This window comes from Spongiibacter thalassae, from assembly GCF_012272835.1.
Taxonomy (GTDB): Bacteria; Pseudomonadota; Gammaproteobacteria; order Pseudomonadales; family Spongiibacteraceae; genus Spongiibacter; species Spongiibacter thalassae.
In genome coordinates, this window is sequence record NZ_JAAWWK010000003.1 from 485,809 (window position 1) to 499,344 (window position 13,536).

At 55.2% G+C, this 13,536-nt stretch carries 11 protein-coding genes; 10 read left to right on the forward strand and 1 reads right to left on the reverse strand.

Annotation, left to right across the window (positions count from 1 at the left end; genetic code table 11):
• Window positions 1-16: 16 nt before the first annotated feature.
• Window positions 17-2,143: a YgiQ family radical SAM protein gene (locus HCU74_RS11015; RefSeq protein WP_168450458.1), complete on the reverse strand. Its 2,127-nt coding sequence runs from the start codon at window positions 2,141-2,143 to the stop codon at window positions 17-19.
• Between the two features lie 168 nt (window positions 2,144-2,311).
• On the opposite strand from HCU74_RS11015, the gene HCU74_RS11020 reads away from it, so the two are divergent.
• The 10 genes from HCU74_RS11020 to phoU all read left to right on the forward strand — a co-directional run bounded on the left by HCU74_RS11020 (window position 2,312) and on the right by phoU (window position 13,472).
• Complete coding sequence (locus HCU74_RS11020) at window positions 2,312-2,767, forward strand: NfeD family protein (RefSeq protein WP_168450459.1); 456 nt, start codon at window positions 2,312-2,314, stop codon at window positions 2,765-2,767.
• Between the two features lie 99 nt (window positions 2,768-2,866).
• Window positions 2,867-3,712 carry an SPFH domain-containing protein gene (locus tag HCU74_RS11025; RefSeq protein WP_168450460.1) on the forward strand — a complete coding sequence of 282 codons (846 nt, stop codon included), beginning with the start codon at window positions 2,867-2,869 and terminating at the stop codon, window positions 3,710-3,712.
• A gap of 32 nt (window positions 3,713-3,744) precedes the next feature.
• Entirely contained in the window at window positions 3,745-4,599 is an 855-nt protein-coding gene (gene purU / locus HCU74_RS11030) for a formyltetrahydrofolate deformylase (protein WP_168450461.1), read from the forward strand.
• An 86-nt stretch (window positions 4,600-4,685) separates the two neighbouring features.
• Window positions 4,686-5,393 (forward strand): phosphate regulon transcriptional regulator PhoB, encoded by a 708-nt coding sequence (gene phoB, locus HCU74_RS11035; protein WP_168450462.1) that lies wholly within the window; start codon window positions 4,686-4,688, stop codon window positions 5,391-5,393.
• A gap of 10 nt (window positions 5,394-5,403) precedes the next feature.
• Window positions 5,404-6,696, forward strand: coding sequence for a phosphate regulon sensor histidine kinase PhoR (gene phoR / locus HCU74_RS11040; protein ID WP_168450463.1), 1,293 nt, complete (start codon window positions 5,404-5,406; stop codon window positions 6,694-6,696).
• 113 nt (window positions 6,697-6,809) lie between these two features.
• On the forward strand, window positions 6,810-7,778 hold the full coding sequence (locus HCU74_RS11045) for a PstS family phosphate ABC transporter substrate-binding protein (protein ID WP_345889680.1): 969 nt from the start codon (window positions 6,810-6,812) through the stop codon (window positions 7,776-7,778).
• A gap of 119 nt (window positions 7,779-7,897) precedes the next feature.
• Window positions 7,898-10,120: an ABC transporter permease subunit gene (locus HCU74_RS11050; protein WP_168450464.1), complete on the forward strand. Its 2,223-nt coding sequence runs from the start codon at window positions 7,898-7,900 to the stop codon at window positions 10,118-10,120.
• Between the two features lie 16 nt (window positions 10,121-10,136).
• The gene (gene pstA / locus HCU74_RS11055) at window positions 10,137-11,843 is read left to right on the forward strand and encodes a phosphate ABC transporter permease PstA (protein WP_168450465.1); all 1,707 of its coding nucleotides are present in this window, start codon (window positions 10,137-10,139) and stop codon (window positions 11,841-11,843) included.
• A 12-nt stretch (window positions 11,844-11,855) separates the two neighbouring features.
• On the forward strand, window positions 11,856-12,710 hold the full coding sequence (gene pstB, locus HCU74_RS11060; protein WP_246864577.1) for a phosphate ABC transporter ATP-binding protein PstB: 855 nt from the start codon (window positions 11,856-11,858) through the stop codon (window positions 12,708-12,710).
• A 33-nt stretch (window positions 12,711-12,743) separates the two neighbouring features.
• Window positions 12,744-13,472, forward strand: coding sequence for a phosphate signaling complex protein PhoU (gene phoU, locus HCU74_RS11065; RefSeq protein WP_168450466.1), 729 nt, complete (start codon window positions 12,744-12,746; stop codon window positions 13,470-13,472).
• The last annotated feature ends 64 nt before the right edge of the window (window positions 13,473-13,536 follow it).

Genomic DNA, 13,536 nt, shown 5'->3' on the forward strand with positions numbered 1-13,536 from the left:
CTATAAAATGAATTTTTTATGTCCTTTTTCGCGGCGGCAACCCGGTGTGCTGGGTGAGAATACGTTTGCCCTTGCCATTTTTAGGCACCCAGTTCGCCGGTTGACGAGGTGGCACCAGATGTTTTTTACCGTAGCCAATCAAATCCTTACGGCCCATAGCTAACAGGGAAGCACGCAGCGCTGGCCAACCTTCAGGGTCGTGGTAACGCAAATACGCCTTGTGCAAACGGCGCTGTTTCAAGCCCTTGGCACTGAACACTTCCTCGCTGTTGCGGGTCACCTTGCGCAGCGGGTTTTTACCCGAATAGTACATTGCCGTCGCGTTGGCCATTGGCGAAGGATAAAAAGCCTGCACCTGATCTGCCCGGAAACCGTTTTGTTTCAACCACAGGGCCAGGTTCATCATGTCTTCATCGCGGGTGCCCGGATGGGCAGCAATAAAGTAGGGGATCAGATACTGTTCCTTACCCGCTTGTTTTGAATATTTGTCGAACATCGCCTTGAAGCGGTCGTAGCTACCCATGCCCGGCTTCATCATCTTCGACAAGGGCGAATCTTCCGAGTGCTCCGGCGCAATTTTCAGGTAACCGCCGACATGGTGGGTGACCAGCTCCTTGACGTATTCAGGGGTTTCCACTGCCAGATCGTAGCGCAGTCCCGATGCTATCAGCACTTTTTTCACGCCCTTGACTGCGCGTACATCCCTATACAGGTCAATCAGAGGGGTCTGGTCGGTGTTCAGGTTTTTACAAATACCGGGATAAACACAGGACAAGCGCCGACAACTTTTTTCTATTTCCTCGCTCTTGCAGGTCAACTGCCACATATTTGCGGTCGGTCCACCCAGGTCGGACACCACGCCGGTAAAACCCGGTGTGGTGTCGCGGATTTTTTCCACTTCGCGAACAATCGATTCCTGGGAACGACTCTGAATAATTCGCCCCTCGTGTTCGGTGATTGAACAGAAGCTGCAACCGCCAAAACAGCCCCGCATGATGTTCACCGAGGTACGGATCATTTCATAGGCGGGTATTTTCGCGCTGCCGTATTTAGGGTGGGGCAGACGCTGGTAGGGTCTTTCGAAAACCCAGTCCAGCTCCTCAGTGGTCAGCGGAATCGGCGGAGGGTTCAGCCACACCTCTTTGTCGCCGTGGGCCTGCACCAAGGCGCGGGCATTGCCCGGGTTGGTTTCCAGGTGAAGCACTCGGGCCGCGTGGGCGTAGCTGACCGGATCACTTTTTACCGTTTCGTAGGCCGGTAGCCGAATGACCGTGGTTTCCGCGGCGGCACCACTTTTGCGCGCGTGGCGGGGATCGATAATCGTCACCGTTTGCACTTCATCAGCGGGAGCGGCTTGTTGTTCGGTTTTGCACGCGGGATCGGCGCTGGTGTCTACATAGGGGCTGGTAATCGGATCGACCTTGCCCGGCTGATCGACATGACTGGAATCGACAACCGTCCAGCCATTAGGGACTGCATCGGCAATATAGGCAGTACCACGGAGGTCGCGGATGCTGTCAATGGCTTCACCCCGGGAGAGGCGATGGGCCAGGTCGACAATCGCGCGCTCGGCATTGCCATAGAGCAACAGGTCTGCACGGGAGTCCATCAATATCGAGCGACGTACCTTGTCACTCCAGTAGTCGTAGTGGGCGATGCGGCGCAGACTGGCTTCAATAGAGCCGATCACAATGGGGCTGTCTTTATAGGCCTCGCGACAGCGCTGGGCGTAGACAATCACCGCGCGGTCCGGCCGCTTTCCGCCAACGTTATCGGGGGAGTAGGCGTCGTCGTGGCGCAAACGTCGATCTGCGGTATAGCGGTTTATCATCGAGTCCATATTGCCCGCCGCAACCCCAAAGAACAGGTTGGGCTGGCCCAGTGCCTTGAACGGCTCCGCTGACTGCCAGTCAGGCTGGTCGATAATTCCCACCCTGAAACCCTGGGCTTCCAGCACACGACCGATTACTGCCATACCAAAGCTGGGGTGGTCGACGTAGGCATCGCCAGTGACAATTATTATGTCGCAACTGTCCCAGCCCAGCGCATCCATTTCCTTGCGGCTGGTAGGCAGGAAAGGCGCTGTGCCGAAGCACTCTGCCCAGTACTGGCGGTGGCTGAAAATAGGTGGGGGTAAAGACATACAACATACACTCTCGATACAGGCGCGCATTGTAGCTGATCCGGCGGCTTTTTGCTGGCCTGATCAGCACTTGAGATATGTGAATTTGGGGGTGTTATGCTTGCTATTACTGTCGATACTGGCTAAATAAAGCGTCTTACACACGAGTGGTTAACAGGAGTCGTTAAAATGGAGTGGTTAGACGCCAATATTCAATACTGGCACTGGATGGTTTTTGGACTGCTGCTCGTGGCTAGCGAAGTGTTCGTGCCCAGCTTTGTAATGTTGTGGTTCGGAGCGAGCGCCATTGCAGTGGGGTTGATTACCGCAGTGGTGCCACTGAGTATCACAGTGCAGCTACTTATCTGGGGCGCACTGTCCGCTATTGATCTGTTTATCTGGTTCCGCTTTGTGCACCCGAAGATGAAAAGTCGCAGTTATTCCGGGATGGGCCGAGAGCAGATTGTTGGCAAGGAGGCGATGGTGATTGATGTGTCGGAGCGGGGCCAGGGGCATTTGCGCTTCAGTGTACCCATTCTCGGCAGCGAGGAGTGGAGCTTTCGCTGTGAATCTGCCGTCGCGATTGGCGACAAGGTCGTAGTTCTGGACGTCACCGGTAACTCACTTCTGGTTAGACCCAGCTGAGTTGAACAAATGCCGGACGGCGATTTCAGCCATGACATACCCCTACCTATGGAATACTGCGCCCAACAGCGAGTGGGCGCCACACTAAAGGACAACACTATGGATGGCTTAGCCATTACCGGAGCACTTCTCGTACTGGTTTTCGTGACCCTCTCAATGGGCATCAAAACTGTTCCCCAAGGCTACAAGCATATTGTGCAACGCCTGGGGAAATACCACAGCACCCTTAACCCGGGCCTGAACTTTATTATTCCCTACATTGACAACGTCGCCTACAAGCTGACGACCAAGGATATTGTGCTCGACATTCCCTCACAGGAAGTCATTACCGAAGACAATGCGGTTATCATTGCCAACGCGGTGGCCTACATCAACATCGTCTCTCCGGAAAAGGCGGTTTACGGGGTAGAAGACTACAATATCGCCATCCAGAATCTGGTGCAGACCGCGCTGCGGTCAATCATTGGTGAAATGGCGCTGGACTCAGCACTGTCCTCACGGGATCAAATCAAAGCGAAACTGAAGGCGGCAATTTCCGACGATATCTCTGACTGGGGCATCACCCTGAAAACCGTCGAGATACAGGACATTAACCCATCGACAACCATGCAGCGTGCCATGGAAGAGCAGGCGGCCGCCGAGCGCCTGCGTCGCGCGGCGGTCACCAAGGCCGAAGGGGAGAAACAAGCCGCGATACTGGAGGCAGAAGGGCGTCTGGAAGCCTCTCGTCGCGACGCCCAGGCCGAGGTGGTACTGGCCAAGGCGAGCAGTGCCGCCATCGAAGTGGTGTCCGAAGCGGTAAAAGGCGACGAACTGCCAGTGATGTATCTACTCGGCGAAAAATACACCCAGGCCTTGCAGGAGCTGGCATCGTCGAACAACGCCAAAACCGTAGTGCTGCCCGCAGACCTTCCCCAGGCACTGCGCGGCATGTTGAACAAATAGTGTAAACAGACCCAAAGGATCTAGCAGGATTTATGGAACACACTTATCGACTCATTACCCATTGTCCCGATCAGGTGGGTATCGTCGCCCGCGTCAGCCAGTTTGTCGCAGAGCACGGGGGCTGGCTGACCGAAGCCAACTACCACGCCGACGCCGAGAGCAACTGGTTTTTCATGCGCAATGAGATCAAGGCGGATTCCTTGACCATGGGCGCCGACGCGGTACGCGAAGCGTTCCGGCCTATCGCAGAAGAATACGGCATGAACTGGGAACTGGTCGACTCGGCCAAGCGCCGCCGAGTGGTGATTCTCGCCAGCCATGCCTCCCACTGCATTGCCGACCTGTTGCACCGCTGGCACAGCGATGAACTCTACTGCGATATTCCCTGCGTTATTTCCAACCACGAAAACCTGCGCAGCATGGTCGAATGGCACGGCATCCCCTTTGAATACGTGCCGGTCGACCCCGCTAACAAAGCCCCGGCCCACGCCAGGGTGCAGCAGCTCACCGCTAAATATCAGGCAGACTGCGTAGTGCTGGCGCGCTACATGCAAATTATTCCAGCGGAATTCTGCCGTGCCTATGCGGGGCGCATGATTAATATCCACCACAGTTTCTTGCCGTCCTTCATCGGCGCAAATCCCTACCAGAAGGCCTTTGATCGCGGCGTGAAACTGATTGGTGCAACAAGCCACTATGTGACAGAACAACTCGATGAAGGGCCGATTATCGAGCAGGATGTCATTCGAGTGTCACACAGGCACAGCAAGGAAGACTTGGTAAGACTGGGCAAAGATGTAGAAAAAGCCGTTCTGGCCAGAGCCTTACGTAATCATCTTGAGGATCGGGTGCTGGTTCACGGAAACAAGACCGTTGTTTTTGATTAGGCCTCAACGTCGCGCCTCTGTCATAAAATCGTCATCAAATGTCGTTTTAATGCACTCTAAGTATAAGTATTGGTAAAGGTAATCTTATGAGCACAAAAACCATACTCATCGTAGATGACGAGGCAGCGATACGTGAAATGATTCGCGTTGGCCTGGAACTGGCCGGCTACGATTGTCTTGAGGCAGCCAACGCCCAGGATGCCCACGGCATCATCATAGACCAGCGGCCAGACCTGGTATTACTCGACTGGATGATGCCCGTAACCAGCGGCATTGAACTGCTGCGCCGGCTGCGCCGGGAGGAGCTCACCCGCGACCTTCTGGTGATTATGTTGACCGCCAAGGACGATGAAGACAACCGTGTGCAGGGGCTGGACGTCGGTGCCGACGACTATATCACCAAGCCATTTTCCTCGCGGGAGCTGATGGCACGCATCAAAGCAGTGATGCGCCGACTGTCGTCGCCGGAGAATGAGGAGAGCATCGAAGTTGACGGTCTGAAGCTCGATCCTGCCAGTCACCGAGTGTTTGCCGACCAAAATCCCTTGGAGATGGGGCCAACAGAATTTAAACTCCTCAAGTTTTTTATGACCCACCAGGAGCGGGCCTACAGTCGCGGACAATTACTGGACCAAGTTTGGGGTACCAACGTATATGTCGAAGAGCGCACAGTCGATGTGCACATTCGGCGTTTGCGCAAGGCACTGCTGACCGACACCCGAGATTTCGGCCAGTTAATTCAAACCGTTCGCGGCACCGGCTATCGCTTTTCAGCCACCGGAGTAAGCGCCTAGCGCCGGACGCATGCGGTATTACAACTGGAAGACCGAACTTGTTCGCGTCACTCTCCCTTTGGCCACAGCGGCCATATTTTCAACAGCTTTTGATCTTGGCGTATGGCCGGTATTCATCGTGGCCGCTGCTGTTTGCACCTGGCTGCTTTGGCAAATGCAAAGATTAAACGACTGGCTGTACCGAGGTTCAGGGACTGAGCCACCAGAGGCGATAGGAATGTGGGGTCAGATTTTCGACACAATATATGACATGCAGAAAACCTCCGTGGCAGGCCACGAGCGTTTGCAGGCTCTTATCGACTACCTGCAAGCCTCCTTTGCGTCAATGTCTGACGCGGTGGTGATGCTGGACGCCTACGGCAATATCGAATGGTGCAATGACGCGGCCAATACGCTGCTCGGGCTGCGCAGCGAAGACGTTGGCACGCCCCTGTTGAATTTGCTGCGAAGTCCAGGTTTTCTACGCTATTACGAAGCTGAAAAATTCGCGCTGCCCTTCGAGATGGTGTCACCGCGCAATTCCGAGATACAGCTGAGCATTAGTATCAGCTTCTTTGCCGAGCGCAATCGGCTGCTGTTCGCCCGGGATGTGACCCGCACCTACCGACTGGAAAAGATGCGCAAGGACTTTGTCGCCAACGTCTCCCACGAGCTGCGCACCCCGTTGACCGTCATTAATGGCTACCTCGAAACCTTTGCCGAGCATGGCGGTGAAAATCCCCGCTGGGACCGGGCAATAGCGCAAATGCTGCAGCAGTCGCGGCGTATGCACCAGTTGATTCAGGACCTGATGCTGTTATCGCGACTTGAGTCGCTGCCCAAGGCCGCAGACCATCAGGTTATCCATATGCATTCGCTGATGGATATGATTCGCGAAGAGATCCTCGCTGCCGCCAAAGGCCCCCGCACCGTGGTGATCGAATGTGACGATGCCATTACCCTCAAGGGGCAGTCGGCGGAAATTCGCAGTGCATTCTCCAACCTGGCGGTCAACGCCGCCCGCTATACCGGCGACAACGACACCATCACCCTGCGCTGGCGGCAGGATCAGGGGCACCTGGTGTTCGAAGTGGAGGATACCGGAATCGGCATCGAACCCCAGTATATCCCCAGACTCACCGAGCGCTTTTACCGGGTAGATCAAAGTCGCTCACTGGATACTGGCGGAACCGGCCTTGGACTGGCAATTGTCAAACACGTACTTTTGCGCCACCGGGGTGAATTAAAGATACAGAGCGTCCCGGGGAAGGGCAGTATCTTCGCCTGCTACTTCCCACTGGCCCTGGCGGCCAAGGTCGATTAAGAAAACAGAAATATTACAAAGCGGCGACAGGGCGCGTCTCGCTGTAACAATTGTGTCATATTGCAGCGATAGAATTGCCCCAGCTACAACAATGAAGGTTTCAGGAGAAGTCGGTGAAATTTACAAAATGTCTCGCACTCGTTGCAATGTCCCTTACTCCGGTACTGGCCTCAGCCGCTCCCGCGGTTGACCCCAACCTGCCGGTATACCAAAAATCAGCCGGCGTATCCGGGAACGTGTCCAGTGTCGGCTCTGACACCCTGGCCAACCTGATGACGCTCTGGAGTGAAGACTTCAAGCGGGTTTACCCCAATGTCAATGTTCAAATACAGGCGGCGGGTTCCTCTACAGCTCCTCCGGCGCTGACCGAAGGCACCTCGAACATGGGGCCGATGAGTCGCAAAATGAAGGACAAGGAAATCGAAGCCTTCGAAAGCAAGTTTGGCTATAAACCAACAGCGGTTCCCGTCGCGATCGACGCCCTGGCGGTTTTCGTGCACAAGGACAACCCCATTGAAGGCATGAGCCTTGAGCAAGTCGACGCGGTATTTTCCAGCACTCGCAAGTGCGGCGCGGCAGACGATGTTCGCGACTGGGGCCAGCTCGGTATGACCGGCTCCTGGAAAGGGCGCGACATTCAGATGTTTGGCCGCAACTCGGTGTCTGGCACCTATGGCTACTTCAAGGAAAAAGCGCTGTGTAAGGGCGATTTCAAAAACGGCGTAAACGAGCAGCCTGGCTCCGCCTCCGTTGTTCAGTCGGTATCGACCTCCATTAACGGTATTGGCTACTCGGGCATCGGTTACAAAACCTCAAGCGTACGCGCAGTGCCTATTTCCAAAAACGAAAAAAGCGGCTTTGTAGAAGCCAACTCTCAAAATGCCATCAGTGGAAGCTACCCGCTGTCGCGTTTCCTCTATGTCTATGTGAACAAGGCCCCAAACAAGCCTCTGGCGCCGATGGAGCGTGAGTTTATCAAGCTGATCTTGTCCAAGCAGGGCCAGGAAGTTGTCGTGAAAGACGGCTATATTCCGCTCCCGGCGACGGTTGTAGAGCGCATCAGCAAGAAGCTGGAGCTCTGATCCAATGCCGAAGGAACGGCGTCGCAAATAAGCTTGCGACGCCGTTCTTTTTTGTTTGTCACAAAACTGTAACAATTTCGTCATAATATTCGCCCTGTAATCCCAAGAGCATCCTAGGCATGAACCATTCCGAAGTGCGGGCTACGGCATCTGCGCAACGCCGGTGGCGTCAGATCAAAGATATGATGACCACAACGACGATCACCGCTGGTGGTATCGGCGTTCTGTTGTCGATTCTGCTGATATTTTTCTATCTGCTATATGAAATCATGCCGCTGTTCCGCACCGCAGGCATCGAAAGCCACTCTCACTACAGCTTGCAGAGTGACTCTCCCGCGATATTTCTGGCCATGGAAGAACAGGCTGAGGTGGGCTTTCGTATTTCCGAGTCAGGTCAGGTGCTGTTTTTTCAGGTAGCCGACGGCAAAGTGGTACTGGAGCCAGACCTTCCGCTGTCTGCCCCGGTGCGCAGCTTTGCCCTCGAATCAGAGGACTCCCGGGTCTTTGCGCTCGGCATGGAAGACGGCAACTTTGCTATTGCCAAGCACGATTACAAAGTCAGCTACCCCGGCGACCAGCGCCTTATCACCCCCAGTGTTAGCTATCCCTACGGCGAAGACCCCCTGTTTTTGAGCGACAGCCCGATTACCCAGCTGGCAATTCGCGACAGCGAGGAAGCGCTGGTTGTGGTCGGTGTTGCCGATAACCATCTGGTGGGTCGTCGCTGGAACAAGGAAGAAGACTTTCTCAGTGATGAAATTACTCTGGTCGATGAAACCCTGAACCTGCCGACATTGGACATCAACGCCGACCGTCTGTTGATTGGACCTACCCAGCAATGGCTGTACGTCGTGAGCAATGAAGGTGACTACCGACTGATAAGCCTGCGCACTCTGAAAATTGCCGACCGCGGCCGCCTGTTCGAGGATGCGGGGCTAAGTGACGTGCGCTTTTTGCTTGGGGGAATTTCGCTGATCGCCTCCAGTGACGACGGCAGAGTTGCCCAGTGGTTCGTTGTGCGGGACAAGGCGAGGGAATCAGGCTACCGCATGCAGTTTGTCCGCGACTTCAAGGCCAAAAAGGTTGCGAGTAATCTGGTGACCGAACATCGCCGCAAGGGCTTTATTACCCTTAGCGACGACGGCGAGCTGAATATTTTCCACAGCACCTCCGAGCGACGATTGCTGCGGGAAGACCTCGACATTGGCAACATCCAGAGCATCGCGATCGGGCCCCGTGCCGACACCTTGCTCGTCGAGACCGTCGACCGTGAAATCCATACCTACGCTATTGAGAACGAACACCCGGAAGTGTCCTGGTCGGTACTGTGGAGCAAAATCTGGTACGAAAGCTACCCGGAACCGAGCTACGTATGGCAATCCTCGGCGGCCAATAACGATTTCGAACCCAAATACAGTTTCGCGCCACTGGCCTTTGGCACCCTGAAAGCGGCGTTCTACGCCATGCTTATCGCGGCGCCACTGGCCATTTGTGGCGCAATCTACACCGCTTACTTCATGGCCCCGGCACTGCGACGCAAGGTCAAGCCGTTGATCGAGCTGATGGAAGCCCTGCCAACGGTTATCCTCGGTTTCCTTGCCGGGCTTTGGCTGGCACCGTTTATTGAGCGGAACATGCCCGCTGTCATGTCGATATTTATCGTCATGCCCATCGGTATTCTATTGTTTGCCTGGCTGTGGTCGCGCCTTCCCGTTGGGCTGCGCAGCAAAGTGCCAGAGGGGTGGCACCCCGTGCTGCTGGCGCCAGTGATTATCTTTATTGTGTTGGGTTGCGTGGAAGCCAGCGCGCCGATGGAGCGGGCCTTCTTTGCTGGCGATATGCGCGCCTGGCTGACCAACGACCTGGGTATTTCCTTTGACCAGCGCAACGCAATGGTCGTCGGTATCGCCATGGGCTTCGCGGTTATTCCCACGATTTTCTCCATTGCCGAAGACGCCATATTCTCTGTGCCCAAACACCTGAGCTACGGTTCGCTGGCATTGGGCGCAACCACTTGGCAGAGCCTGGTAGGGGTGGTCATGCCAACTGCCAGCCCGGGGATATTCTCCGCACTGATGATAGGTATGGGGCGCGCCGTCGGCGAGACCATGATCGTGCTGATGGCCACCGGCAATACCCCGATTATGGACGCCAATATCTTTGAGGGTATGCGTACTCTTGCGGCCAATATCGCGGTAGAGATTGGTGAAACCGAAGTCGATAGTAGCCACTACCGAGTGTTGTTCCTCGCGGCATTTGTGCTGTTTATGTTCACCTTTATTGTCAATACCGTTGCCGAAACTGTCAGGCAGCGTCTGCGTCAACGCTACGGCAATCTCTGACAGGGGCGAGTAATCCATGACGACTTTGCATAAAAACGAAACCGACGGGCTGCGTGCGTGGTTCAAGCGCGGCGAGCCGATGATATGGATCAATGCCTCGGCGGTGACCGTGAGCACCCTCGCGGTTATTGGTCTGCTGGTATTGCTGGCGGTGCGCGGTTTTAGTCACTTCTGGCCCGCAGATGTGTTTGTGGCGGAGTACCAGCTACCCGGTGAGGGCTCGGCGGTATTGATGGCCGAGCGCGTCGAGAGCGAAAGCGTTGCCATAGAGCAATTGCGCAGCGCCGGATTCAAACTTGATACTGAAGACCCGTTTATCGAGCGCGAACTGGTAAAGATCGGTAACCGCGATGTCTACGGTTCCGACTTCCGCTGGGTACTGACACGCTACCTGAAGGAGGTGGATTATCCCGTCGACGCGGTGGTCATGGAACGACGCGAGTGGGGTAATTTCTATGGTTTCCTCAAGGCCTTGAATACCGGCGACGGCCGCACCGACCTGAGCCAGGGCGATGCTGAACTGTGGCAGGCTTTTCAGCATAGCATCGAGCGGGCTGAAACCATCCATGAGGATATAGAGCGTATCGAGAAGAAAGACATCGGTGCCATCAACTATCGTCTTGAAAAACTGCGCCTTAAAGAGCGCGGTCTGGAGCTGGATACGGATTTATCCGACACTGTGCGCCAGCAGCGGCAAATGGAAATCGACGCCGAAATCGCCGAGCTCGACGCGAAGTACGAAGTATTACAGCGCGAGTTGCGCGAGCTCTACCAGCAATGGAATCGAGATACCTTTATCGCCGCTACCGTGGCTGGCGACGAGCGCGAGCTGCGGGTTTCGACGGTCGTTAAAGCGTTTCGCCCCAACGCGATGTCAGGTTTTGACAAGGTTGTGTTCTACGTGAAGAAGTTTGGTGACTTCCTCACCGATGAACCCCGCGAGGCCAACACCGAGGGCGGCATCTTTCCGGCGATTTTCGGCACTGTGATTATGGTGTTAATCATGTCGGTGCTGGTGACCCCCTTTGGCGTTGTCGCGGCCGTGTATCTGCGGGAGTACGCCAAACAGGGCGTAATGACGCGAATTGTCCGTATCGCGGTAAATAATCTGGCAGGGGTGCCATCCATCGTCTACGGTGTATTTGGTCTGGGTTTCTTTATTTATTTTATCGGCGCGGAAATAGACCAGGCATTGTTCGCTGAGGCACTGCCTTCGCCAACCTTTGGTACTCCGGGCCTGCTGTGGGCCTCAGTGACGCTGGCGTTGCTCACCCTGCCCGTGGTTATTGTCGCTACCGAAGAGGGCTTGTCACGCATTCCCAGAAACCTGCGCGAGGGCAGCCTGGCGCTGGGAGCGACCAAAGCGGAAACGCTGTGGCGCGTGGTGCTGCCGATGACCAGCCCGGCGATGATGACCGGCTTGATTCTGGCGGTTGCCCGCGCAGCGGGGGAGGTGGCACCACTGATGTTGGTGGGTGTGGTGAAACTCGCACCATCACTGCCGGTGGACGGCAATTTCCCGTATTTCCACCTGGATCAAAAATTTATGCATCTGGGTTTTCACATCTACGATGTTGGTTTTCAAAGTCCCAATGTCGAGGCAGCGCGGCCATTGGTGTACGCTACAGCATTACTGCTGGTAGTGATTATCGCGTTGCTCAATCTCAGTGCGGTGGCACTGCGCAATCATTTGCGCGAAAAATACAAATCATTGGAAATGTAAACTGGCGTAGTTATGACGGTAAATTATATGGACACGAAGAAGGCACCGGGCAGTCACGGCATAAATCTTGAGTCACTGGGTCGTTCCCGCAGTGACGTCGCGTTCGAAGACGAAGATATCACCCTGACCGTCGACAATCTGGATTTGTTCTATGGCGAAAAGCAAGCGCTTTACGACGTCAGTATGAGCATTCCCCGGCAAAAGGTAACAGCCTTTATCGGCCCCAGCGGCTGCGGTAAATCCACCTTGCTGCGCTGTTTCAATCGAATGAATGACCTGGTAGATACCTGCCGGGTAGAAGGCAAGATCAGCCTTGACGGTGACAATATTTACGAGCGTGGCGTCGATGTGGCCACACTGCGCCGCCGTGTCGGCATGGTGTTTCAGAAACCAAACCCCTTTCCAAAGTCCATCTACGAAAACGTGGCCTATGGCTTGCGGATTCAGGGTATCAACAAAAAGCGCGTGCTCGACGAAGTGGTCGAACGCTCTCTGCGTGGCGCGGCGCTCTGGGACGAGGTGAAGGATCGTCTGCACGACAACGCACTGGGCATGTCCGGTGGTCAGCAGCAGCGTCTCGTTATTGCGCGCACCATCGCCGTCGAGCCCGAGGTACTGCTTCTCGATGAGCCAGCCTCGGCACTGGACCCCATTTCGACGCTGAAAATTGAAGAGCTGATCTACGAACTTAAAGACAAATACACGATCGTAATTGTTACCCACAATATGCAGCAGGCCGCACGGGTTTCTGACTATACTGCGTTCATGTATATGGGTAAGTTAATCGAGTTCGACAACACCGACACCTTATTCACCAACCCCGGTAATAAGCAGACCGAAGACTACATCACCGGCCGCTATGGCTGAGCCTTGAAACAGGCTCAGCTCAAGGAATAACGCATGAAAGATAAAGATTTACACGCCCACCACATCTCCCAGCAGTTCAACTCCGAGCTGGACGATATCAAGACCCGCATGCTTGAAATGGGCGGCTTGGTCGAAAAGCAGGTGGCGGATTCCATAAACGCCTTTATGAGCCTGGATAGCGGCATCGCAGAAGAGGTCAAGCGCGGCGACCAACTGGTTAACGCTCTGGAAAGTGCGATCGATGAAGAATGCACCATTATTCTTGCCCGGCGCCAACCCACTGCCAGTGACCTGCGTATGGTACTGTCAATCAGCAAGGCGCTGAGCGACCTTGAGCGCATGGGTGACGAAGCGACCAAAGTGGCCGACGCGGCAATGAAGCTCGGCGAACTTGGCGGCCTGCCGCGCAGCGTACTGGAAATTCGCCATATCGGCGATCATGTGCTGACCATGGTACGCAATGCCCTCGACGCCTTTGCCCGCTTTGACAGCGAAATGGCATTGAAGGTCGCCGAAGAAGACAGCGCCGTAGACATGGAATACGGCACTGCGATGCGCAGTCTAGTGACCTACATGATGGAAGACCCCCGCAGTATATCCTCAGTGCTGCAGGTACTGTGGGCGCTGCGCTCGCTGGAGCGGGTAGGGGATCACGCGCGCAATATTGCCGAACACGTGATCTATCTGGTCAAGGGCGCGGATGTGCGCCACGCCGACATCGAAGAAATGGCGGCCACAGTGCAGGAACTTCCTGACCGTTAAACCTCCTTCCCATAGCCGTCAACCCAGATGGCTATGAACCTCGCCGGATCGCCAACGCGTCCGG

Bases quoted from the DNA above. Each gene is read 5' to 3' on its own strand.
- HCU74_RS11015 (WP_168450458.1), bottom strand. From the start codon at position 2,143: ATGTCTTTACCCCCACCTATTTTCAGCCACCGCCAGTACTGGGCAGAG.
- phoR (WP_168450463.1), top strand. From the start codon at position 5,404: ATGCGGTATTACAACTGGAAGACCGAACTTGTTCGCGTCACTCTCCCT.
- phoB (WP_168450462.1), top strand. From the start codon at position 4,686: ATGAGCACAAAAACCATACTCATCGTAGATGACGAGGCAGCGATACGT.
- phoU (WP_168450466.1), top strand. From the start codon at position 12,744: ATGAAAGATAAAGATTTACACGCCCACCACATCTCCCAGCAGTTCAAC.
- HCU74_RS11025 (WP_168450460.1), top strand. From the start codon at position 2,867: ATGGATGGCTTAGCCATTACCGGAGCACTTCTCGTACTGGTTTTCGTG.
- purU (WP_168450461.1), top strand. From the start codon at position 3,745: ATGGAACACACTTATCGACTCATTACCCATTGTCCCGATCAGGTGGGT.
- pstA (WP_168450465.1), top strand. From the start codon at position 10,137: ATGACGACTTTGCATAAAAACGAAACCGACGGGCTGCGTGCGTGGTTC.
- HCU74_RS11020 (WP_168450459.1), top strand. From the start codon at position 2,312: ATGGAGTGGTTAGACGCCAATATTCAATACTGGCACTGGATGGTTTTT.
- HCU74_RS11050 (WP_168450464.1), top strand. From the start codon at position 7,898: ATGAACCATTCCGAAGTGCGGGCTACGGCATCTGCGCAACGCCGGTGG.
- pstB (WP_246864577.1), top strand. From the start codon at position 11,856: ATGACGGTAAATTATATGGACACGAAGAAGGCACCGGGCAGTCACGGC.